This is a genomic window from Erythrobacter sp. SN6-5, from assembly GCF_057364945.1.
On record NZ_CP200282.1, the window covers coordinates 3,052,398 to 3,072,679 of the forward strand.

At 57.8% G+C, this 20,282-nt stretch carries 28 protein-coding genes; 13 read left to right on the plus strand and 15 right to left on the minus strand.

What is annotated here, in order from left to right; translation table 11 throughout:
• Nucleotides 1-10: 10 nt before the first annotated feature.
• Entirely contained in the window at nucleotides 11-490 is a 480-nt protein-coding gene (locus AC0V6Z_RS15320; RefSeq protein WP_472640935.1) for an SRPBCC domain-containing protein, read from the plus strand.
• Here AC0V6Z_RS15320 and AC0V6Z_RS15325 read toward each other — a convergent pair.
• The 8 genes from AC0V6Z_RS15325 to coxB form a co-directional block, all read right to left on the minus strand.
• Nucleotides 487-1,089, minus strand: a complete 603-nt coding sequence (locus AC0V6Z_RS15325) for an SURF1 family protein (protein ID WP_472639261.1) — start codon at nucleotides 1,087-1,089, stop codon at nucleotides 487-489. The genes AC0V6Z_RS15320 and AC0V6Z_RS15325 overlap by 4 nt on opposite strands.
• The gene (locus tag AC0V6Z_RS15330) at nucleotides 1,086-1,499 is read right to left on the minus strand and encodes a DUF983 domain-containing protein (RefSeq protein WP_472639262.1); all 414 of its coding nucleotides are present in this window, start codon (nucleotides 1,497-1,499) and stop codon (nucleotides 1,086-1,088) included. The genes AC0V6Z_RS15325 and AC0V6Z_RS15330 overlap by 4 nt, the downstream gene beginning before the upstream one ends.
• Entirely contained in the window at nucleotides 1,499-2,383 is an 885-nt protein-coding gene (locus tag AC0V6Z_RS15335; RefSeq protein WP_472639263.1) for a cytochrome c oxidase subunit 3, read from the minus strand. The genes AC0V6Z_RS15330 and AC0V6Z_RS15335 overlap by 1 nt, the downstream gene beginning before the upstream one ends.
• Before the next feature lie 36 nt (nucleotides 2,384-2,419).
• Nucleotides 2,420-3,034, minus strand: a complete 615-nt coding sequence (locus tag AC0V6Z_RS15340) for a cytochrome c oxidase assembly protein (RefSeq protein WP_472639264.1) — start codon at nucleotides 3,032-3,034, stop codon at nucleotides 2,420-2,422.
• Nucleotides 3,031-3,165, minus strand: a complete 135-nt coding sequence (locus AC0V6Z_RS15345; RefSeq protein ID WP_472639265.1) for a hypothetical protein — start codon at nucleotides 3,163-3,165, stop codon at nucleotides 3,031-3,033. The genes AC0V6Z_RS15340 and AC0V6Z_RS15345 overlap by 4 nt, the downstream gene beginning before the upstream one ends.
• Nucleotides 3,162-4,091, minus strand: coding sequence for a heme o synthase (locus AC0V6Z_RS15350; protein ID WP_472640936.1), 930 nt, complete (start codon nucleotides 4,089-4,091; stop codon nucleotides 3,162-3,164). Before AC0V6Z_RS15350 ends, AC0V6Z_RS15345 begins: the two co-directional genes overlap by 4 nt.
• 185 nt (nucleotides 4,092-4,276) lie before the next feature.
• Nucleotides 4,277-5,995, minus strand: a complete 1,719-nt coding sequence (gene ctaD, locus AC0V6Z_RS15355; protein WP_472639266.1) for a cytochrome c oxidase subunit I — start codon at nucleotides 5,993-5,995, stop codon at nucleotides 4,277-4,279.
• A gap of 44 nt (nucleotides 5,996-6,039) precedes the next feature.
• A complete protein-coding gene (gene coxB, locus AC0V6Z_RS15360; protein WP_472639267.1) occupies nucleotides 6,040-7,026 on the minus strand; it encodes a cytochrome c oxidase subunit II in 987 nt (328 codons plus the stop codon).
• A 210-nt stretch (nucleotides 7,027-7,236) separates the two neighbouring features.
• Here coxB and pyrE point away from each other — a divergent pair, with 210 nt between their 5' ends.
• Genes pyrE through ruvX form a run of 9 tightly spaced genes read left to right on the plus strand, consistent with a single transcriptional unit; the run spans nucleotide 7,237 to nucleotide 12,166 of the window.
• On the plus strand, nucleotides 7,237-7,818 hold the full coding sequence (pyrE, locus tag AC0V6Z_RS15365; RefSeq protein ID WP_472639268.1) for an orotate phosphoribosyltransferase: 582 nt from the start codon (nucleotides 7,237-7,239) through the stop codon (nucleotides 7,816-7,818).
• Between the two features lie 10 nt (nucleotides 7,819-7,828).
• A complete protein-coding gene (locus tag AC0V6Z_RS15370; protein ID WP_472639269.1) occupies nucleotides 7,829-8,569 on the plus strand; it encodes a pyridoxine 5'-phosphate synthase in 741 nt (246 codons plus the stop codon).
• Nucleotide 8,570: 1 nt separating this feature from the next.
• Nucleotides 8,571-8,867 carry a pyridoxal phosphate biosynthetic protein gene (locus tag AC0V6Z_RS15375; protein WP_472639270.1) on the plus strand — a complete coding sequence of 99 codons (297 nt, stop codon included), beginning with the start codon at nucleotides 8,571-8,573 and terminating at the stop codon, nucleotides 8,865-8,867.
• Nucleotides 8,868-8,876: 9 nt separating this feature from the next.
• On the plus strand, nucleotides 8,877-9,194 hold the full coding sequence (locus AC0V6Z_RS15380; protein WP_472639271.1) for a hypothetical protein: 318 nt from the start codon (nucleotides 8,877-8,879) through the stop codon (nucleotides 9,192-9,194).
• Nucleotides 9,191-9,601 carry a holo-ACP synthase gene (gene acpS / locus AC0V6Z_RS15385; protein ID WP_472639272.1) on the plus strand — a complete coding sequence of 137 codons (411 nt, stop codon included), beginning with the start codon at nucleotides 9,191-9,193 and terminating at the stop codon, nucleotides 9,599-9,601. The genes AC0V6Z_RS15380 and acpS overlap by 4 nt, the downstream gene beginning before the upstream one ends.
• A gap of 9 nt (nucleotides 9,602-9,610) precedes the next feature.
• The gene (gene lepB, locus AC0V6Z_RS15390) at nucleotides 9,611-10,510 is read left to right on the plus strand and encodes a signal peptidase I (RefSeq protein WP_472639273.1); all 900 of its coding nucleotides are present in this window, start codon (nucleotides 9,611-9,613) and stop codon (nucleotides 10,508-10,510) included.
• A 12-nt stretch (nucleotides 10,511-10,522) separates the two neighbouring features.
• A complete protein-coding gene (locus tag AC0V6Z_RS15395; protein ID WP_472639274.1) occupies nucleotides 10,523-11,254 on the plus strand; it encodes a DUF3089 domain-containing protein in 732 nt (243 codons plus the stop codon).
• Complete coding sequence (locus AC0V6Z_RS15400; protein ID WP_472639275.1) at nucleotides 11,157-11,699, plus strand: DUF3089 domain-containing protein; 543 nt, start codon at nucleotides 11,157-11,159, stop codon at nucleotides 11,697-11,699. Before AC0V6Z_RS15395 ends, AC0V6Z_RS15400 begins: the two co-directional genes overlap by 98 nt.
• Nucleotides 11,681-12,166, plus strand: a complete 486-nt coding sequence (gene ruvX, locus AC0V6Z_RS15405) for a Holliday junction resolvase RuvX (RefSeq protein ID WP_472639276.1) — start codon at nucleotides 11,681-11,683, stop codon at nucleotides 12,164-12,166. Before AC0V6Z_RS15400 ends, ruvX begins: the two co-directional genes overlap by 19 nt.
• Here the strand turns inward: ruvX and AC0V6Z_RS15410 are convergent.
• Genes AC0V6Z_RS15410 through AC0V6Z_RS15425 form a run of 4 tightly spaced genes read right to left on the minus strand, consistent with a single transcriptional unit; the run spans nucleotide 12,163 to nucleotide 14,218 of the window.
• Nucleotides 12,163-12,816 carry a hypothetical protein gene (locus AC0V6Z_RS15410; protein WP_472639277.1) on the minus strand — a complete coding sequence of 218 codons (654 nt, stop codon included), beginning with the start codon at nucleotides 12,814-12,816 and terminating at the stop codon, nucleotides 12,163-12,165. The genes ruvX and AC0V6Z_RS15410 overlap by 4 nt on opposite strands.
• Nucleotides 12,776-13,072: a hypothetical protein gene (locus AC0V6Z_RS15415; protein ID WP_472639278.1), complete on the minus strand. Its 297-nt coding sequence runs from the start codon at nucleotides 13,070-13,072 to the stop codon at nucleotides 12,776-12,778. Before AC0V6Z_RS15415 ends, AC0V6Z_RS15410 begins: the two co-directional genes overlap by 41 nt.
• A complete protein-coding gene (locus AC0V6Z_RS15420) occupies nucleotides 13,057-14,043 on the minus strand; it encodes a hypothetical protein (protein ID WP_472639279.1) in 987 nt (328 codons plus the stop codon). Before AC0V6Z_RS15420 ends, AC0V6Z_RS15415 begins: the two co-directional genes overlap by 16 nt.
• Before the next feature lie 16 nt (nucleotides 14,044-14,059).
• Nucleotides 14,060-14,218 (minus strand): hypothetical protein, encoded by a 159-nt coding sequence (locus AC0V6Z_RS15425; RefSeq protein WP_472639280.1) that lies wholly within the window; start codon nucleotides 14,216-14,218, stop codon nucleotides 14,060-14,062.
• Between the two features lie 124 nt (nucleotides 14,219-14,342).
• Between AC0V6Z_RS15425 and AC0V6Z_RS15430 the strand changes: the two genes are divergently transcribed.
• Together AC0V6Z_RS15430 and AC0V6Z_RS15435 are read left to right on the plus strand one after the other, a co-directional pair.
• On the plus strand, nucleotides 14,343-14,843 hold the full coding sequence (locus AC0V6Z_RS15430) for a PaaI family thioesterase (RefSeq protein ID WP_472639281.1): 501 nt from the start codon (nucleotides 14,343-14,345) through the stop codon (nucleotides 14,841-14,843).
• Complete coding sequence (locus AC0V6Z_RS15435; RefSeq protein ID WP_472639282.1) at nucleotides 14,836-15,162, plus strand: PaaI family thioesterase; 327 nt, start codon at nucleotides 14,836-14,838, stop codon at nucleotides 15,160-15,162. The genes AC0V6Z_RS15430 and AC0V6Z_RS15435 overlap by 8 nt, the downstream gene beginning before the upstream one ends.
• Before the next feature lie 106 nt (nucleotides 15,163-15,268).
• Here the strand turns inward: AC0V6Z_RS15435 and AC0V6Z_RS15440 are convergent, their stop codons facing one another.
• The 3 genes from AC0V6Z_RS15440 to AC0V6Z_RS15450 all read right to left on the minus strand — a co-directional run bounded on the left by AC0V6Z_RS15440 (nucleotide 15,269) and on the right by AC0V6Z_RS15450 (nucleotide 19,328).
• Nucleotides 15,269-17,476 carry a transglycosylase domain-containing protein gene (locus AC0V6Z_RS15440; RefSeq protein WP_472639283.1) on the minus strand — a complete coding sequence of 736 codons (2,208 nt, stop codon included), beginning with the start codon at nucleotides 17,474-17,476 and terminating at the stop codon, nucleotides 15,269-15,271.
• Nucleotides 17,477-17,570: 94 nt separating this feature from the next.
• A complete protein-coding gene (locus AC0V6Z_RS15445) occupies nucleotides 17,571-18,488 on the minus strand; it encodes an AAA family ATPase (RefSeq protein ID WP_472639284.1) in 918 nt (305 codons plus the stop codon).
• 162 nt (nucleotides 18,489-18,650) lie between these two features.
• Complete coding sequence (locus AC0V6Z_RS15450; protein WP_472639285.1) at nucleotides 18,651-19,328, minus strand: cupin domain-containing protein; 678 nt, start codon at nucleotides 19,326-19,328, stop codon at nucleotides 18,651-18,653.
• An 83-nt stretch (nucleotides 19,329-19,411) separates the two neighbouring features.
• Here AC0V6Z_RS15450 and AC0V6Z_RS15455 point away from each other — a divergent pair, with 83 nt between their 5' ends.
• Nucleotides 19,412-20,251 (plus strand): oxygenase MpaB family protein, encoded by an 840-nt coding sequence (locus AC0V6Z_RS15455; RefSeq protein ID WP_472639286.1) that lies wholly within the window; start codon nucleotides 19,412-19,414, stop codon nucleotides 20,249-20,251.
• The last annotated feature ends 31 nt before the right edge of the window (nucleotides 20,252-20,282 follow it).

A 20,282-nucleotide genomic window follows, 5' to 3' on the forward strand; every position in this document is an offset into this window, starting at 1 on the left:
GAGATTCGTGATGGAGATCAACTTTCGGGTCGCTGGCCGAATTGCCAAACCCATCGACGAGGTGTTCGAGGCAATAGTTGATCCAGCCAGCTTGACCGAATTCTTCACCACGGGCGGTGCAAAGGGTAGGCTGGAGGAAGGCGCGACAGTTCTTTGGAGTTTTGCCGAAGAGCCAGGCGAATTCCCGGTTAAAGTCGTAGAACTGATACCCAACGAAAAGATCGTCTTCGAATGGAACGGCTATGAGGGGAAGGACGGCAAGATCGGGACCGAAATGATCGTTGCCGACTATATGACCACCGTCACCATGCTGTTTAAGGCGACCGACGACGGCCGAACCTTGTTAGAAATCATAGAAGAGGGCTGGCCCGAAACGCCTAGCGGTCTGCGCGGCTCATACACCAATTGCGAAGGGTGGACGATCATGCTGCTATCGATGAAATCGTGGCTCGAACATCGTATCGACATCAGCAGCGATCTCTATCGCTAGTCGCGCCTTCTAACGCGGCTCTTAAGCGCAAACCAATAGATCACCAGAGCGGTCAAAGCGAAGAAGAACCACTGCCCCGCATAGGCGAGATGATTGTTGGGCAAGTCCTTTGGATCAGGCTTGGCGAGCGGCTCTAAGCCAGCAACCGGCTCATCCAATTGCAGCCTAGCGCCAAACCGGCCACCGGGCGCAATCCGCCCAGTGACTGCGCCGCCGCCCCATTCCGGCGTATTGGGATTGCGCGAATATCCAAGCTTCACCTCCGTCGGGCCAAAACCTGTTTGGCATGTCGCGATATGAGCATAGCCACTTTGCCCGCGCTCGCTTTTACCCGAAATCGACGTGGCCTCGGTCACTTCCGCACAGTCGAAGGCCGCAACACGGAACAATGTGTCTGGGTCATAGGCGCCGTCTTCCACGCCCTCAGGATTCCTGGGAAACGCAACCGAATCACTCGTCGTAAGCGCCGCCTCGTAACGCGCGATCAGATCAGCCTTCTCGTCCATTCGGCCCAATTGCCAGAAGCCCAGCGCGACCATGGTCGCCGCCGCAGCGAGCACGAGAACCGTGGGGATGATGGGAAGGTCACGAAGCCTCATGTTTCCGCATCCTTTCGCGCACCATCTGCGTCATAGCGCTCTTCATAGGCTTCCATTGCGGGCAGCACTTTAAGCGCTCGCAATGTGCCGATCACAACAATCACGGTGAGCGGCGCCCACACGGCGAACTGCAGCAGCAGAGGTGGGCGAAAGACGCTCTCGACCCCAACTGCAATGAGGATCAAGACCACCGCGATCACCATGGTAATGAACCCAGCTATACGCCCGCCGCGCTCTAGCTCAGCGAAAGGCAAATCGCATGATGTGCATCGCATCGCGAATTGCGCAGGCGTTTCGAACAATGTCCGCTCACGGCACCTTGGGCACAAACCGAAAAGGGCAGCCCGGCGCCAAGTAACTGGTGTGCCGTGCTGCCCCTTTTCATTCGGCAGTTTTTTGCCCGATTGCATCAGTGGACCGGTGCGCCCCAACCGCCCCAGATGTAAACGGCGATGAACAGGAACAGCCACACGACATCGACAAAATGCCAATACCAAGCCGCCGCTTCAAAACCGAAGTGCTGGCGCGAGGTGAAGTGGCCGATGTATGTCCGATAGAGGCATACCCCGAGGAAAATCGTACCAATCAGAACGTGGAACCCGTGAAAGCCGGTCGCCATGTAAAAGGCGGAGCTATACGTGTTCTGGCCGAAGTTGAACGGAGCGATGCTGTACTCATAAGCCTGAATTCCGCTGAACAGCACGCCGAGCGCGATAGTCGCCCAAAGGCCATGCTTCAGACCTTCGCGATCACCGTGGATCAGCGAGTGGTGCGCCCAGGTAACCGTGGTGCCAGAGCACAACAGGATCAGCGTATTCAGCAGCGGCAGCGAGAACGCATCGAGCACTTCCATGCCCTCTGGCACGAGCGCGCTACCTGTCGCTGTATTATCAGTGAGGAAAAGGTTTTCGGTAATTTGCTCCGCAGTGCCTGCCGCGGTGACTACGAGCGGCTCTGGGAACAGAGCAAAGTCAAAGAAGCTCCAGAACCAACCGACAAAGAACATCACCTCAGAGGCGATGAACAGGATCATTCCGTAGCGCATGTGCAGTTGAACCACGGGTGTGTGATCGCCGCGCTCCGCTTCGGAAACGACATTCTTGAACCACATGAAGAACGTCGCGAGCAAACCGGCTAGGCCGAGGCCCATAACGACCCAGCCTGAATTTCCGAACACATCAGGGTTGAGCCACAGGATCATTCCCGAGGTGAATGCGAGCGCCGACATAGAGCCAATCAGTGGCCAAATATCCGGTTCCAGAATGTGATAGTCGTGGTTGACGTTGCCAGCCATGGAAAAATCCCGTCTTAAAATGCTAGGTTTGTACGTTTACGAGTCTTCGCTCGCTTGGTCTAGTGAACCGCTCGCCGCCGTTTTTACGGGCTCGCTTGCGCGGTGGAAAGTGTAGCTCAAGGTGATCTGCTCAACATCGGCCATAAACTCGTCTTCGAACATCGCTGGATCGACGTAATAGAGCACAGGCATGTGCACTTCCTCACCCGGCTGCAAAGTTTGCTGGGTGAAGCAGAAGCACTGAATCTTATGAAAGTACTTGCCCGCCTGCGAAGGCTCCACGTTAAATGTCGCCATGCCAGTGATCGGCACGCGGCTGTTGTTCTTGGCCACATAGGTCGCCATATCGCGCACGCCGATTTGAACCTCATCGGTCGCCTGTGACGGGCGGAATTCCCATGGGACGTCGCGCGCTGTCGAGCCATCAAAGCGGATCGACATGGTCCGAGTGCTGGCCAGCGCTGCGGCTTTGTCAGCCTCAGCGAAGGTGGCAACTTGCGTTGTGCCGCCAAAACCAGTCACCCGGCAAAACAGATCATACAGTGGGACCGCCGCATAGCCGAGACCGAGCATGGCCAGCGCGCCTGCGAAGGCAAAGATACCAACGCGAATATTCTCGCGTTCAACCGATGGGTTTGCGGCTGCACTCATCCAGCCTGTCCTCCAATACGAGCGATCGTAATCGCGTAAAACAGAACAACGAAAAACAGCAGAGTGCCGCCGACAACCCAATTGCGGGCCTTCTGGCGGCGTTTGGTTTCGGCTTCTTCATCAGGGGTCATGCGAACCACCCCAAACCGGCAAAGCCTTGCGCGGCCGCAACACGGTCCGCCACCAACGCGCCGAACAGCACGAAGAGATAGAGGATGCTGAATTTAAACAGGCGCTTTTCTGGCACCATGTCATCATCTTCGTCCTTGGTGCGCGTACCCACCTTCCAGGCATAGGCGAAGAAGATCGCGGAAAGCACAACCGAGGTGACACCGTAAATCGCGTCCGTCCCGCCGATCAGCCAAGGCGCAATCACGATTGGGGTCAGCACGATGGTGTAGATCAGGATCTGACGACGAGTAGCCTGCTCGCCAGCAACCACGGGCAACATCGGAATGCCAACCTTGGCATAGTCCGACTTCATGAACAGCGCGAGCGCCCAGAAGTGCGGCGGCGTCCAAAAGAAGATGATCGCGAACAGCAGCACCGGCATCATGGTGATCTCACCGGTTACCGCAACCCAGCCAATCATAGGTGGGAACGCGCCAGCACCGCCGCCAATAACGATATTTTGCGGAGTGCGCGGCTTCAGCCACATGGTGTAAATCACCGCGTAATAGACGACCGCCACGGTAAGGATTGCCGCCGCCAGCCAGCCAATGGCAACGCCCATTAAGCCAATCGCGACAAGTGACAGGAAAATGCCAAAATCGCGCGCATCATCACGCCGCATCCGCCCGCTGGGCAGAGGACGATTGGCCGTACGCTTCATCCCGGCATCAATGTCCGCTTCCCACCAGTGGTTGATCGCAGCAGAACCGCCAGCCCCCATCGCAATCGCGAGGATAGCAGTGAAGCCAAGAACAGGGTGGATCGTTCCCGGCGCGGCAAGAAGCCCGCAGATACCCGTGAAGATAACCAGAGTGAGCACGCGCGGTTTGGTAAGCGCAAAGAAGTCGCGCCAATCAGTCGGCATAGGGCGCGCAGCAGCGGGCATGACCGCAGCCTCGTCGACACCTGTACCCACAGAACTGTTTGCGCTTGCACTCATATCAAAAACAGATCGCTGTTCGCGGCTCTCTTAATTTTGAAAGAAGCGCACCGTCATGGCGCGCCCCTTCCCGTTTCCTTTGTCTTTCCAGCGGCGCGCCCAAAGAACTGCGCGCCGTCAAATAGCCAGCCTTAAGCCGTCGCCGGCTTGTCTTCGCGCGGCATGTGATCGTGATAATCGTGATGATCCTCAATCACTGGCAGCGTTTCAAACTGGTGGAATGGCGGCGGGCTAGACAACGTCCATTCGAGCGTCGTTGCACCTTCGCCCCATGGGTTGTTGCCAACCTTCTTGCCTGCAGTGAAAGCGTAGACGAGGTTCGCGAAGAACAGCAGCATAGACGCCGCCATGATGGCGTACCCCAAGGTCGAGACTTCGTTCCAGTAGGTGTAGGCTTCCACATAGTCAGGATAGCGGCGCGGCATGCCCTGCATCCCCAAGAAGTGCTGCGGGAAGAAGATCACGTTCACACCAATGAAGAAGCCCCAGAAGTGCAGGTGCGAAAGCAGTTCGGAATGCATCCGGCCGCTCATCTTCGGGAACCAGTAGTAGAAGCCCGCGAATAGCGAGAACACTGCGCCCATCGACAGAACGTAGTGGAAGTGAGCGACCACGTAGTAGGTGTCGTGCAGGTTATCATCGATGCCGCCATTGGCGAGCACAACGCCGGTCACACCGCCAACGGTGAAGAGGAAGATAAAGCCCATTGCCCAAACCATTGGTGATTTGAACTCCAGGCTACCGCCCCACATCGTGGCGATCCAGCTGAAGATCTTCACGCCGGTCGGCACTGCGATCACCATGGTGGCCGCGGTGAAGTACATCTTCGTGTTTACGTCGAGTCCGACCGTGTACATGTGGTGCGCCCACACAATGAAGCCGACAACGCCGATTGCGACCATGGCATAGGCCATGCCGAGGTAGCCAAACACAGGCTTGCGGCTGAAGGTTGCAACGATCTGAGAGATCATGCCGAAGCCCGGCAGGATCATGATGTAAACCTCTGGGTGACCGAAGAACCAGAACAGGTGCTGATAGAGAACAGGGTCCCCGCCACCCGCTGGATCAAAGAACGTCGTACCAAAGTTACGATCAGTCAGCAGCATCGTGATCGCCGCAGCCAGCACTGGGAGCGCGAGCAACAGCAGGAATGCCGTGACCAGCACCGACCAAACGAACAGCGGCATTTTGTGCAGGGTCATACCCGGCGCGCGCATATTGAAAATGGTAGTGATGAAGTTTGTCGCACCAAGGATCGAGCCTGCGCCCGCCAAGTGCAAAGAGAAGATCGCGAAATCGACCGCTGGCCCTTGAGAGCCGGTCGTCGAGAGCGGCGCATAGACAGTCCAGCCGACGCCTGCGCCCTGCCCGGTTCCACCCGGCACAAACAGCGAGAAGACGAGGCTGAGAAAGCCAGCAACCGTCAGCCAGAACGAGATGTTATTCATCCGCGGAAACGCCATATCCGGCGCGCCGATCATCAGCGGCACGAACCAGTTACCGAAGCCACCGATCATCGCTGGCATGACCATGAAGAAGACCATGATCAGACCGTGGGCGGTGATGAACACGTTCCACATATGAAGGTTCGCATTCTCGGATGGCTCACCGCCCATGAATGCCACGGCATCGCCAAGATACTGGATGCCTGGCGCAGCCAGCTCCATCCGCATAACGCCAGAAATGGCGCCGCCCACGATCCCTGCGATAATCGCAAAGATCAAATAGAGCGTGCCGATATCCTTGTGGTTGGTCGACATAAACCAACGCTTGAAAAAGCCTGGCTTATGATCCGCATCATGTGCGTGATCATCGGTGTGAATGTCGAAACCTTCAGCGGTGGTTGCCATGGTTCAAATTCTCTCGGACTGTTTAATTCGTTAACTTCGTATTCTTAGGACGCAGCGTCTTCAGCAGCGGCTTCTTCGGCCGGTGCCTCAGCAACAACATCACCAGGCACCTCGCCGCCTTTGCTGCGGACCCACGCCTCAAATTGCTCCATCGGCAGCGCCTCTACCGTGATCGGCATGTAAGCGTGACGCGCACCGCACAGCTCTGAGCACTGGCCATAATACACGCCAGGCTCCTCAATCGTCAGCAATTTTTCATTGAGGCGACCAGGGACCGCATCCATTTTGAACCACAGCGACGGTACGGCAAATGCGTGGATCACGTCAGCAGCGGTTGTTTGCACGCGCAGCGGAACGTCGGCTGGCACAACCATGCGGTTATCAACGGCCAGTTGAAAGGGCTCGCCACTTTCTTCAGCTTGCTCTTCGGTTAGCATGTTTGAGATGACCTCAAACTCGCCGTAATCAGGATAATTATAACCCCAATACCACTGATATCCGGTCGCCTTGATCGTCACGGCATTTTCTGGCGGTGTTTCATATTGCCGCGCCAGCAGCGAAATCGATGGCACCGCGATCACCACCAAAATGATGACCGGCACAATCGTCCAAATCACTTCGATGGCGGTGTTATGAGTCGTTTTTGATGGGACCGGGTTGGCTGCCTTGCGGTAGCGGACCACAACCCAAAGGAGCAGCGCAAGCACAAACAGGCTGATGATGGTGATGACAGGCATCAAGATCACATCATGCATCCACAGCGCATATTTGCCGTCGGCAGAATACTGATCCTGGAAGGTCAGGCTCTTCCACGCGTCGTCTTCATACGACGTCGGCATACCCTTGCCTTCGGTTGGCGCCATCGGCGTGTAAGCTGAATTGGCATCCACTGTCGGGACGCCTGCCTCAGCAACTTCGCCAGCATCGGCTTCTTGTGCAACCGTCGTTTGAGGCATTAGTGCAATCGAAAGGGCTGCAAACAAAGCAACCATCGCAAGCGACGCACGGTCGAAAATATGACCCAGTTTCATGTGTCTAATCTATCCGCTACTATTCCCATGCTGCCTTGACACGCAGCGCCCTTTAACAGGCACTGCCGACAGCTTGTGCGCTGACACTCCTGCCAACGTTGGGTGCCTCTTAGCTGCGCTTGCTCACTGCCTCAAGCGCTTCTAGGGAGAAAATTATGCAAGCCACCATGTTTGGGGCGCAAGTTTGTAAAAAAGGTAGTGTTTTTACGCATGACTGAAGAAGAAGTTCTGGCCGAGTTTCGTGGTTCTGGCGCTTTGTTGGAGGGGCATTTCAAGCTATCCTCGGGCCGTCACAGCGCGCATTATCTGCAATGCGCCCGAGTCCTTATGAATCCAGAACGCGCCGGACGCTTGGCCCGCGCGGTGTGCACCAACATCCCCAGAGAGGTCCGCGCGGCTGTGGATACTGTAGTCTCACCGGCCATGGGCGGCATTATTATCGGCCATGAAGTTGGACGATACATGGAAAAAGACGCGCTTTTTCTTGAGCGTCCCGATGGCGAGTTTCATTTCCGCCGGGGATTCGCACTAGAACCGGGTGCCAAAGTGCTGATGGTTGAAGATGTCGTGACCACCGGCCTTTCCAGCCGCGAAGCGATTGCTGCGGTTGCGCGTGAGGGTGGTGAGGTTATCGCAGAATGCTCTCTGGTTGATCGCTCTGGCGGAGAGGTCGATCTGGGCGTGCCCTTCTACCCATTGATTGCGATCAATTTCCCCACATATTCGGATGATGAAGTTCCCGCAGAACTTGCCGCTATCGCGGTGACAAAGCCGGGCAGCCGCAAGGAATAGGCACCCACTTATGACCGCGAAGCTCAGACTGGGCGTTAATATCGATCACGTCGCCACCATCCGCAATGCGCGCGGCGGCGACCACCCTGATCCTGTGCGCGCGGCCGAAATTGTCGCCAGAGTCGGCGGCGATGGGATTACCGCTCATTTGCGCGAAGACCGCCGTCATATCCGCGATGAAGACTTGGCCCGGATCCAAACCGCGACTGAGCTACCGCTCAATCTTGAAATGGCTGCGACCCCGGAAATGCTTGAAATTGCGCTGCGGCATAAACCGCACGCGGCCTGCATCGTCCCGGAAAAGCGCGAGGAACGCACCACAGAGGGCGGTCTGGACGCTGCCGGATTGCACAATACTCTGGCACCGATTGTTGAGGAATTGAGAGCGGCGGGGATTCGCGTGTCGCTGTTCATTGAAGCAACGGATCGCCAGCTCGATGCGTCTTTGCGCCTCGGCGTGCCTGTCGTTGAGTTTCACACTGGCGAATATGCACATGCCTTCCTAGACGGTGACAATGCAAAGGTCGAAGCCGAGCTGAAACGGATATCCGACATGGCCGCATTGGCCGCAAAGAACGGGATTGAGCCGCATGCGGGCCACGGGCTGACCTTTGAAAATGTTCAACCAATCGCCGCCATTCCCCAGATCGCAGAGCTCAACATTGGGCATTATTTAATTGGCGAAGCAGTCTTCACTGGTCTCGAACCGGCGATCCGCAGGATGCGCGAACTGATGGACGAGGCACGTTGATGTGGCCGATGCCGACCGCCCGGACTCTCCCGATCTGACTGCTGAACAAAAACGCTGGGCCTTTGGCGCAGCAGGCCTGTTCATCCTCAGCATCGGCTTTCTGGGATATGCTCTGTCGAATGGCATACTGATCGCCTTCGCAATTGGCTGGGTGGCCTTACAAATTTTTGGTTATGTTGGGTCGCTGAAACGTGGGAATGGCGACTTTGCCCACCCCTTGTTCAAGACTCAGGTGATGCTGCACGCGGCAGCTTTCGGCCTGTTGGTGATGGTTATGACGCGGGCTTTGGGCGGATGAGAACGACACATGGACGATAGCACTGAGCAGAAAAAGCCGGTCTGGCTGCTTGCCATCATGGTCTGCTGGTATGCGCTGTGCCTGCTTGGAACGGGCTTAATCGCGCTGATCGGTATGGCCTTCGGTTCAGAGGTTCACCGCGGCGATCCGATCCCATTGCTAGACACGTTGATGGTTTTTGGCCCATTCCTGATCAACGTCGCTCTGCTGGTCGCGACAATTGTCTTGTGGAACAAGGATAAAGTCCGAGAGGCTACCCTACTTTGGGGCGCGAGCTTCCTCTTGGCTCTTGGCGCAATGGGATTTTTCAGTGGAGTGGCAATATGATCATCGGCACCGGGTCGGACCTCTGCAATATTGAGCGGATCCAAAACTCGCTCGACCGATTTGGCCAGCGGTTTGAAAACCGCGTCTTTACCGAGAAAGAGCGGGCCAAGGCTCAGCGCCGCCCCTTCACCATCGCTGGCACCTATGCGAAGCGATTCGCCGCTAAAGAAGCCTTCAGCAAGGCGGTCGGCACCGGATTTCGGCGCGGCGTTTTTATGAAAGACATCGGCGTGGTCAATGCGCCCTCTGGCGCGCCGACACTCGCGCTGACCGGCGGCGCGGCGAAGCGTCTTGCGGAAATGGTCCCGGAAGGCCATGAGGCGCATGTTCATTTAACCCTAACCGACGATCATCCATGGGCGCAGGCCTTCGTTATTATCGAAGCGCTGCCCCTTCCCCAGACCTAAACGAGCATTATGACCGAAGCCACGACAGTGACAGACACCAGCATCAAAACTGACGAAACGGCCGAAGAAAAGGTCAATTGGTTCGCGGAGCTACGCGGACTTCTGCTGATGCTGCTAGCGGTGCTGGCGTTTCATAGCCTGGTCGCAAAGCCGTTCTATATTCCATCGACCTCGATGATGCCGACGCTACATGTTGGCGATCGGTTGGTGGTGAGCAAATATCCCTATGGCTGGTCATGGGCGTCGGCGAGTTTTCACCTGCTACCGCGCGGCGAATGGCGCGTCTTCGGCAGCACGCCAGAATATGGCGATATCGTCATCCCAGTGCACCCGGTGCGCGACGAGGACTACATCAAGCGCGTGGTTGCCCTGCCCGGTGATACAATTGAAGTGCGCGAGGGGCTGATCATTCTCAATGGCGAGGCGATCAAACGTGAAGTTGTACCAGCGGTGCGCATCCCGTTTGAGGAAGAGCTGATCTGCGATGATCGCCCGTGCCTAACCGCCTTCGAGCCTTACCGGGCTCGCGAAGCCAGCGGCGTTCAGTTCTACGAACCGCCGACCTACCGCGAGACGCTGCCCAATGGCGCGACGTACCTTACGATTGACCACATAGAAGGCCAGCCGCACGATAATTTCGGGCCTCTGATGATCCCAGAAGGTGCGGTGTTCGTGATGGGCGACAACCGCGATCACTCCGCAGACAGCCGCGCCACAATCCCGCAACGCGGCCTTGGCGGCGCGATCCCGCTTGAAAACATCGGCGGGCGCGCAGAATTCATCACCTTCTCGCTGGACGGCTCAACCACTTGGAACCCGGGTAGCTGGTGGAGCTCGCTGCGCGGTGACCGCGCCTGGACCACATTGCGTCCTGCCATTGCCGAACGCAGCGCAGCCAGCAGCGATTAGGCGAGCCAGCACATGGCTAAGAAATTCCTCTATTTCATTGCGTTTTGCATTGTTGCAGCTTTGGTGGGCCGCATCGGTTGGGAGATGTTCAAGGGCGAATTGGCAGCCTTTGCCCTAGTGCCCGACACGGAATTCATCGAACAAGAGGCCTTGGCTGACAATGCCTATGAAGACCCGTCGCTTTGGTATTCGCGCCCGGGTATCGGCGTTAGCGATCCTGCACGCTGGCAACCGGTCTATGCGCCAGCATCAAGCGAGGGTGAAACCACCGCAGAGCGCGCGCCCGCGCAGCGCCCCAGTGACGTCACGACGTCAGATATGTCTGATTTCGCGGTCTTCTTCATCCACCCAACCAGCTATCTCGAGCGTGCAAACTGGAACGCACCGATTGGCTCTGAAGAGGCTGAGCGCATTGCAAGCCTCTATGTGCGCGGTATGGCCAGCCCCTTTAGCGCAGCGTCAGAGATCTGGGCCCCGCGTTATCGCCAGGCGACCATGGGTGCATTCCTGACCGATGCACCCGAAGGGCAACAGGCCATCGATGCCGCCTATGCCGACGTACTAGAGGCCTATCGCTATTTCCTCAGCTCACTCGATGACGATCTCGCCCATCGCCCTTGTCGGGCACAGCCAAGGCTCGTTGCATTTGCTGCGTCTGCTGCGCGAGGAAGTGAGCGGATCAGAGATCGCGCCGCGCATCATCGCTGTTTACGCAGTCGGCTGGCCGATCTCGATCAAGCATGATTTGCTCTCCCTTGGCATGCCCGCGTGTACCAGGGCCGACCAGGCAGGCTGCGTTTTATCATGGTCTAGCTTTGCCGAACCTGCCGATCCGTCGGACGTGATGGAAACCTATGCCAAATCAACCGGCTTCGACGGGAGCCTGCGCGGGGATAGTAAAATTCTGTGCACCAACCCACTGACCGGGACGATTGGCGCAGAGGCTGCGATGGAGGCCAACCTCGGCACTCTTGTGCCAAACAATGATATCAGCGATGGCGAGCTGGTGCCCGGCGCAGTTCCTGCGCGCTGTGATGAGCGCGGTCTACTGCTGATCGGTGATCCGCCAGAAATGGGTTCCTATGTTCTGCCAGGCAACAATTACCACGTCTATGACATCCCCTTGTTCTGGGCCAACACGCAGGCAGACATCGCCCGCCGAGTTATGGCATGGCAAACAGCGCGCTGATCACCGAAGATGCGGGCGAATTTCGCAGCGCACTGCCTGACGGCGGAGCATTACTGGGCCTTGACCTTGGCACCAAAACCATCGGCACCGCAACCTGCGATGGCGGATGGCGGTTTGCGACCAATCACACCACCTTGCCGCGCGGCAAATTTGGCCGTGACCGCGAGGAACTGCGCAAAGTCATCAAGGATCGCAGCAGCGCCGGGATCGTTATTGGCTTGCCGCGCAATATGGATGGTAGCGAGGGACCGCGTGCACAAAGCAGCCGCGCCTATGCCCGCAACCTTGCCGAGAGCTTTGATCTGCCGATCTTGCTGTGGGACGAGCGCTGGTCCACGCAAAGCGCAGAGGCGGCGATGATCGGCCAGGATATGAGCCGCGCGAAACGCGCCGAAGCGATCGATAGCCACGCCGCCGCCGTGATCTTGCAAGGCGCGATCGACCGGCTCGCAGGCGGGGTGCTTTAACGCGCGCGCGCGGCCAACTCGTCCCGTTTGCCGCGTGCGATTGCTGTTAGCATCCGGCTGCCCGCCCCTTCCGCTTCTCGCCACAGAGCATCGCGATCGTGCTGCTGGGTCAACCGCACACAACGTGCCTCAAAACTGGCCTGGCGCAGGCGTTCGCTCGGGTGATGGCGTCCCACCCACTCGGCATAATCCTGCGCCTTGTCGCTGCCAGTAGCCACCGCGATCCGCAAGAACGCCTCGGTCGAATTCGGGCTGAGCACGCGCTCGATCCGTTCTTCTTCAAGGTCAAAGCCATATTGATCGTACCAATGCTGAGCCGGGTCGACATGCATAACATTGAGCGAGACCGAGAGGCTTTCCGGCGGTAGCTGGCTATGGATGTCGTGATGCGCCCGGTACAGCATCAGCTTCTTTTCAGACAGAGCACTGCGCTCAACAAATGTCAGCTTCGCGCGCTCACCGGGATAGCCCGCGTGATCCGCATAATCATATTCGTAATAGTCGCTGCGATAGCCCGGCCCTAGGTAGCCGCTTGTGAGAAACGAGAAATTGTGATCGTGCGGAATGCCATAGACGAAGCTCTTGGCCCCGCTCGCCTTGAAACACAGATCATCCTCTGCTAGGCCAGATATTAGCGCGCAGCAGGGCATTGCCCGTCAGCGGGCTGAGCACAATCGACTGCGGTCCATAACCGCTCTCTTGGCCGACTTCGCGGTGACGGTGCTTGATCTGATCAAGCAGCATATCGCCCAGAAATGTACGATTGTTAGTCAGCGCGCGCAGGCACTTGGCCGCCTGCTGCGTCCGTTCATCGCAGGTGGGGTCAAAGTCAATTCCGGCAAGCGCTTCGATTGTCTCCTCAAGGGTAGCGGAGGTATCCGTGGAGACTTCTATGATGCGGGGCATGGTTCGGCCTCTTTCGCCAGATCGGCAAGCCGCGCATTCGCGGCGATCAAGGTTTGCATTAGCGAAGCGGCAGGCTGAGCAATCGGATCATCCAGCCGGGCTGAGAGCGTGCCAAGCAAGGCCATTCCCTGCGCCGCATCCAGCGCCAAGGTCTGGCGTACCGCTTCCCAGCGCAAGTCCGCATCATCGCCGAGGGACAAGGCCAGTTCGCGCATCACCGGCACCGCATCACCGCGCTCCATAGCGCCCAACACATCCACCGCCATGAAGTGCTGGCTGGCGCGTTTGTTGGCGCTAACTTGATGGATCAACGTACCATCAGGCAACAGATACTCGCGCGAAGGTTCAGGCTTTGCTGGAACACGGGTCAGCTGCAGCAACAGCATCGACCCTTCAACCTTGAGGAAGTCCCGCGTTTGCACACCTGCTGACTGCGACACGCAATTGCCCGCCTCATAGGTTCTAGAGCTAGAAACGATATGCGCGCGGCCCGAATGAATCTCGGTGAGCTGATGCTGAACCCCGTGCGCCCTGCCCGCCAAGACGATCTCATGAGCCTCACGGTCAGCAAAAACCGCACTTTGCGGCTCGGCGATGGAGCCAAGCTCGCTGTAGACAAACAGCGAGAGCGCCGTGCCGCCTGTATTCATCAATTGCAGCGTCGCTAAGCCCGGCGCGACATTATGTCGCAGCGGCACTTGGCCAAGTGGCTGAGCCATCATTGGGGTCAGCAACGCATCGCACCAATCGGCGATGAAACGCGACGCAACTTCATGATTGCCGATCAGTCCGGACAAAGTGTGGCACGAGCAGAGGTGATCTCCTGCGTCATAAGCCGCGAGCTCCTGTGCTAGAGTGATTACATCACTCCTCGACTGCCATTCTGCCACCGCCTGCGTCATTGGCGTTTGTGCATGGCGCTGCAGAGTGGGGTCACTCCGCAGCGCCGCGATATCAGGATGAATCTGCATCGCTTACACTACCTGCTTAGACGATCGCAGCAGGTGGGATGGTGTCATAGAGATAGACCATGATGACAACGATCCGGTCGTCATATGTCGCCCCTGATTGCATCGCCGAACCGAACAAGCCGTTCGCGGTTTCCAGTCCTGGCAGTGAAGCGAGATCAATTTTAGCAAGGTCCATTTTTGCCCTCCAAGGTTGCACCGAAACGGAATTGCCGCGGTGCAAGATCAAGAATGACCGGGCAGGAGGATTCGCTGAAATTAAAACATTGTAATGTTGCAGCAGCCGCGACACAGGTCTGTCTATGAGCTCGTCCAAAGCCCGATTTGACCCTGCGCAGGCGTCCAAATTTTTCACCAAGCACGGCCATTCAGGCTGGCTGGGGCTACGTTATCGTGCCCACGGTGAGAATTGGGTGGAGCTGGAATTGCCCTGGCGAGAGGACTTGTTGGGCGAAGAGGATCGCGCCGTCCTAGCCTCCGGCCCGATCGTCAGCCTGATGGACATGGCCAGCGGGATGAGCATCTGGACGACGAAGGGTGATTTCACCCCGATTGCGACGCTTGATCTGAGGGTCGATTATCAGCGCCCAGCGAAGGAATGCGCCGCAGTCATCGGCCGGGTTGAATGCTATCGCACGACCAAATCGGCAGCATTCGTGCGGGGGATTGCACATGACGGTGATCCAGATGATCCGGTCGCACATGTCGCCGGTGTGTTCATGACCATTGACCGCGATCCTCGCCAAGGCAAAGTTCCAATGGGCCAAGATGCAGCCAGCTCTGCGGGGACCGGCGATGAGTGACACACAATCCGATCCGGCGGTTGATCTGATACTGCCTCCCTATGCCCGCGCTTTGGGCATTTCGCTCCATGGGTTGGAAGGCGATATGCCGGTTCTAACGGTTGGGTTTAGCTCCGTTATCGAGGGCAGACCGGGTGCCTTTCATGGCGGCGCAACAGCCGGATTGCTCGAGAATGCTGGCTATGCGGCTTTGCGCACTGTGCTGGTGCGCGAGGGCCGCAACCCTCAGCTCAAACCGGTTAATATCACGGTGCAATATCTCGCGGCTGGCAAGCAAAAGCAGACCTACGCCGTGGGGCGGATCACCCGGCTTGGCTAAGCGCAATGCCAATATTGCGGTCGAGGCCTGGCAAGATGATCGTGGGCGTCCGATTGCCACCGCAATCCTCAATATTCTGATGGCGGAGCGGGATTAAATTACCCTGCTAACGGCTGGGCGGCGCAGGCTCCAGATTGAGTCCGTCCTCGTCAATCCTCAGCTCCAACGGAACGCCTTCCACTTCGGTTGAGAAGGTAATCCCTTCCTCGTCAAAGCTGATTTCTGAGCCGTTTTCATCGATCACGATTGTCTCGCCTTCGCCGATATCAAGCGGCTGCACAGGCCCCTCTGGATCAGGCGCGCTGGTGGGCTTCGGCGGTGCAAGCGACAAGGCGCCGCGCATAAAATCGCGCCAGATACGGGCTGGTGTCCCCCCGCCCGTCACGCCGCCAAGCGAGGAATTGTCGTCATTGCCGACCCACACGCCGACCACAAGATCGCCAGCATAGCCGACGAACAAAGCGTCGCGATAATTCTGGGTCGTGCCGGTTTTGCCGTAATTCGCAATGGGCAAAGTGGCCGCTCGGCCCGTCCCGCGATTGATCGCGGCGCGCAGCATTTGTTCAATGTTTTCATGCGTGCGCTCCGACAGGCTGTCCTCGCCAGAGGTCAACCAATCGAGCCAGCCTTCCTCCTCTTCCTCAAATGCATGGGGTTCAATCGGGAAGGTATTGCCAGCGAGGCCTGCATAGGCGGAGGTGAGTTCAAGCAAGGTCATGGATGACGTGCCGAGCGCGAGGCTGGGATCACCCACGGGTAGGCTGGATTCGACCCCCAGTGAGCGCGCGGTTGCGATCACTTGCTCGCTACCAATCGCCTGGAACAGCCGAACTGTAGCGACATTGCTGGAGCTTGCGAATGCCTGCTCCAGGGTCAGCTCGTCGGAATATTTCTCGCCGGAGTTTTTGGGGCGATAGCTGCCTTGTTCGATGGCCGTGTTCGGAATGGTGTCGTCCGGCTGCCACCCAGCCTCAAGTGCGGCGAGATAGACGAACAATTTAAAGGTCGAGCCTGGTTGCCTGCGCGCCTGCGTCGCCCGGTTAAATGGAGACTTCGCATAATCCTTGCCGCCAACCATCGCCACAACTTCGCCCGAGTGGCGCATCGCCACCAAGGCAACCTGCGCCTCGCCAAGCCTCGCCCGGCCAACCACCCGGCTCGCGAGCGCTTGAAGGCGCGCATCCAGGGTCGTCGTGAGCGCCTGCTTGGCATAGCTCGCCTCTGCATTCTTGCGCGCAATCGGCAGCGCCCAATCGGCAAAATATGTGCCCGTTGGCAGGTTATTACGAGCCCGCACATCCAGCTTTGGTGAAGGAAGGCTCGCGGCATCCTCCGCCGTCAAATAGCCCTCTTCCACCATGGAGGAGATCACCAAGCCCATGCGCTCTTTCGCAAGGTCATAGTTCTTTGTCGGTGCGAGCCTGCTCGGGGCCTTCAACAAACCCGCGAGCATGGCTGCCTGCTCAGGCTTCAGGTTTTCGGGATGGCGATAGAAGTAATGCAGGCTGGCCGCGCGAAGCCCGTACTGATTGTCACCGAAATAGGCGTTGGACAAATACCGCTCCAAGATTTCGTCCTTGGTCAGCCACGTCTCCAGCCACAGAGCGATCAACGCCTCGCGAGCCTTGCGTGTCATGCTCTGCTCAGGCGTTAGGAACGTGAATTTCGCCAGCTGCTGAGTGATAGTGCTGCCGCCCTGCCGGGGGCCGCCGGACAGGTTTGACCACGCCGCCCGCGCAATGCCGCGCGGATCGATCCCCCAGTGCGAATAAAACCGCCGATCCTCGATCGATAGGAACGCACCGACCACATGTTCGGGCAGCTCCTCGATCTCCACCGGCGCATCCACCACTGCTCCGCTGCGGGCTATCGGCGTGCCATCGCTAGCAAGCAGAGTGATCTGAGGCGGCGCAATTGGCTCAAGCGATTTTGACAGTGGCGCGGTGAACGCAAGCCAGCCAACGATCAGAATGAAACCGAGCAGGCAAAGTGCAATGCCACGCACAAACCATTTGCGGCGTTTCTGCCACTTGGTCGCTGGTATAGCCGCACGGGGGTAATTGCCGGGTTCAATATCGGGCGCAACACCGCCGCCGCCATCACGCTTTGACCTGCGTCTCCAGCTTGGCAGGCTGGGCCATTTCAGCCATCTGCGCTTCGGCTTCTGCCCGTGTTGCCCCCAGTCAAACTTATTATCGAATTCATCCAGCGCGCTGCCATAGGGATCTTGCAGCGAGTAGTAGCCCGCCTCTCGGCGGTTTCCCGGCCTATGGCTTATGCCATCGTCATCGTCTGGTCGTTGCCGCCGAAACATACCCGCTGTGTTACACCATTAATACAGCGCTTGCGAGCATTTTTTGTGAACCAGGCAAGCCCGAAGCTATCGAGCCAACCAACTACAAATGTCTCTAACCGGTCTTCGCGATACCCTCTGGCAGATCTTCGTTGAACACCCGCTGGTAATATTCGCTCACCAGCACCCGCTCTGCCTCGTCACATTTGTTGAGGAATGAGAGGCGGAACGCAAAGCCGAGATTCTTAAAAATCTCGGCATTTTGCGCCCAAGTTATGACCGTGCGCGGGCTCATGACGGTCGAGATATCGCCGTTCATAAAACCTTGGCGGGTCAGATCTGCAACCTTCACCATATCCGCGATCACCGCGTCATCGGTTTCTGGCGTTTTCGATTTGACGATCTTCTGCTCAGTTTCAGCGGGCAGGTAATTGAGCGCAACCACGATGTTCCACCGGTCCATCTGCGCTTGGTTGATCGCCTGCGTCCCATGATACAGCCCGCTGGTATCACCGAGGCCAACCGTGTTGGTTGTCGCGAATAGACGGAAATAGGGGTTCGGCGTGATCACCCGGTTTTGATCAAGCAGGGTCAGGCGGCCATCAAATTCCAGAATACGCTGGATTACGAACATCACGTCCGGGCGGCCCGCATCATATTCATCAAATGTCAGCGCAACCGGGTGTTGCAGCGCCCAAGGCAGGATGCCTTCTTTGAATTCTGTAACTTGCAGGCCGTCTTTAAGCACGATGGCATCGCGCCCAATCAAATCGATCCGGCTGATATGCGCGTCCAAGTTCACACGGATGCTGGGCCAATTGAGCCGCGCGGCCACTTGCTCAATGTGCGTCGACTTGCCCGTGCCGTGATAGCCCTGAACCATCACGCGGCGGTTGTGCTCAAATCCGGCAAGAATCGCTATCGTCGTATCAGGATCGAAAACATAGCTTTCGTCGATCTCTGGCACATGCGCCTCTGCCACGCTGAAGGCGGGAACTTGCCAATCGACATCAATGCCGAATGCGTCGCGCACGTCGACCGTCGTGTCGGGCTGAGGGGGAAGCGCGCTGCTGCAGCGCTGTCGAAGCTGGTGTCTGCAGGAGAATTCATCGTGCCGAACGGTTAGAGCGCGATTGGCGCGGCTGCAAGAAGCTGCACACTGCTAATTTCACTAGGTCACAGGAATTTGCGCAGATTATTGGCTCGGAATGGTGATTTTGCTCAAATGCCCGCACTTCATCCAGAACCGTGCGCCCTCTGCGCCTGCTGTGAATTCGGCGGTTTTACCTGCTGGCAGCCTGATCCAATCATGACGCTGATAGCTTTCGCCCGCATGGATCAGTTTACCTTCCAAGATCAGAATCTCCGCGCCCCCGGCATCGGACAATTCAGCCGCAATGCCCGGCTCCCAAGCCTCTAAGAATACCGCCTCTTGCGGTCGATCGACGATCTGCGCGCGGCTGACGCCTTGAATATTGTCATCTGATGACAGCTCCAAGGCATTTAAATTCAGCGAGAATTGATCCGCATCGTCCTTTGCGAATTGCCACAGCTTCACAAAGATAGTGCAGCCCGGATCGGAGCGCGGGATGTGGTGCGTACCGATTGGATTGCGCACATAGGTGCCCGCAGGATAATCGCCATGCTCATCCTGAAACACGCCGTCCAAGACGATGAATTCCTCACCTCCGGAATGGGTGTGCTCAGAGAAATGACTGCTCGCAGCATAGCGTACAATGCTGGTTGCGCGCGCAACCTCATCGCCAATCCGGTCCAGCATTCTGCGATCGACCCCGGCCATGGGCGACGGCACCCATTCCATGTCGCCGGTATGGATCATCACGACTTCATCAAATTCTGCGTTAATTCTCATGGCGCTAAAATGGGCATTGGCGGCGATATTTGAAGTGCAACTTGAACTCGCAATCGGGCAACACACTGACTACATTGCCCATAATGGCTGATCCGATCGAAAAACTACGACTGAAACTGGTTCAGCAGGTTCGCGATGTCTTTAACAATGCCAGCGCCGGGCAGAAGCCAGAGCCGCCATCAGACGAGGCCTTGTTTGAGCGTGATACCCCAATCCGTATGGTCCATGCCGATCTGGTTGGAATGATGACCGGCGGTATTCGCAGCCTTCTGCTGCAAATGCTCCATCCGCACGCGCTCCAAGGCGTGCTCGATCATTCGAACTTTCGCGAGGATATGCATGGCCGCCTGCGCCGCACGGCTAAGTTCATTGCGGTGACCACCTTCGGCCACCGTGACCGCGCGATGGCGGCGATTGAGCGGGTTAATGGCATCCATGCGCAGGTGACCGGAACTCTGCCGGATGGATCATCTTACATCGCGAACGATCCGCGCACGCTCGCTTGGGTGCATGTGGCCGAGGCGCAAAGCTTCCTGGCGGGATATATGCGCCATGTGCAGCCGAATATGCCGCGCAGCGAGCAGGATGAGTATTACCGCCAGTTTGCTGTGATTGCCCGCGCTCTGGGTGCGGATCCAGTCCCGGAAACCCGGGCAGAGGCCGATGCGATTTTCCGCGAGCTGCGCGTTGATTTGCGGCCTTCGCCAGAGGCTCGCGAGATCGCAAACCTGGTGCTCAACCAGAAGCCTGAAGGCACGCCACCGGGCGTCCAAGCCATGCTGGGCGGAGATGCGGTGGCCATGTTGCCGCCATGGGGCAGAAGCATGCTGGGGCTAAACGCGCCCGGCCTCAGCGCGATCCCTGCGCGGGCCGCAACCTGGGGCATGGGCCGGACCTTGCGTTGGGCATTTCGGCAGACCTGACCCGAAATCGCCAAATTGCTGTCATATGAGA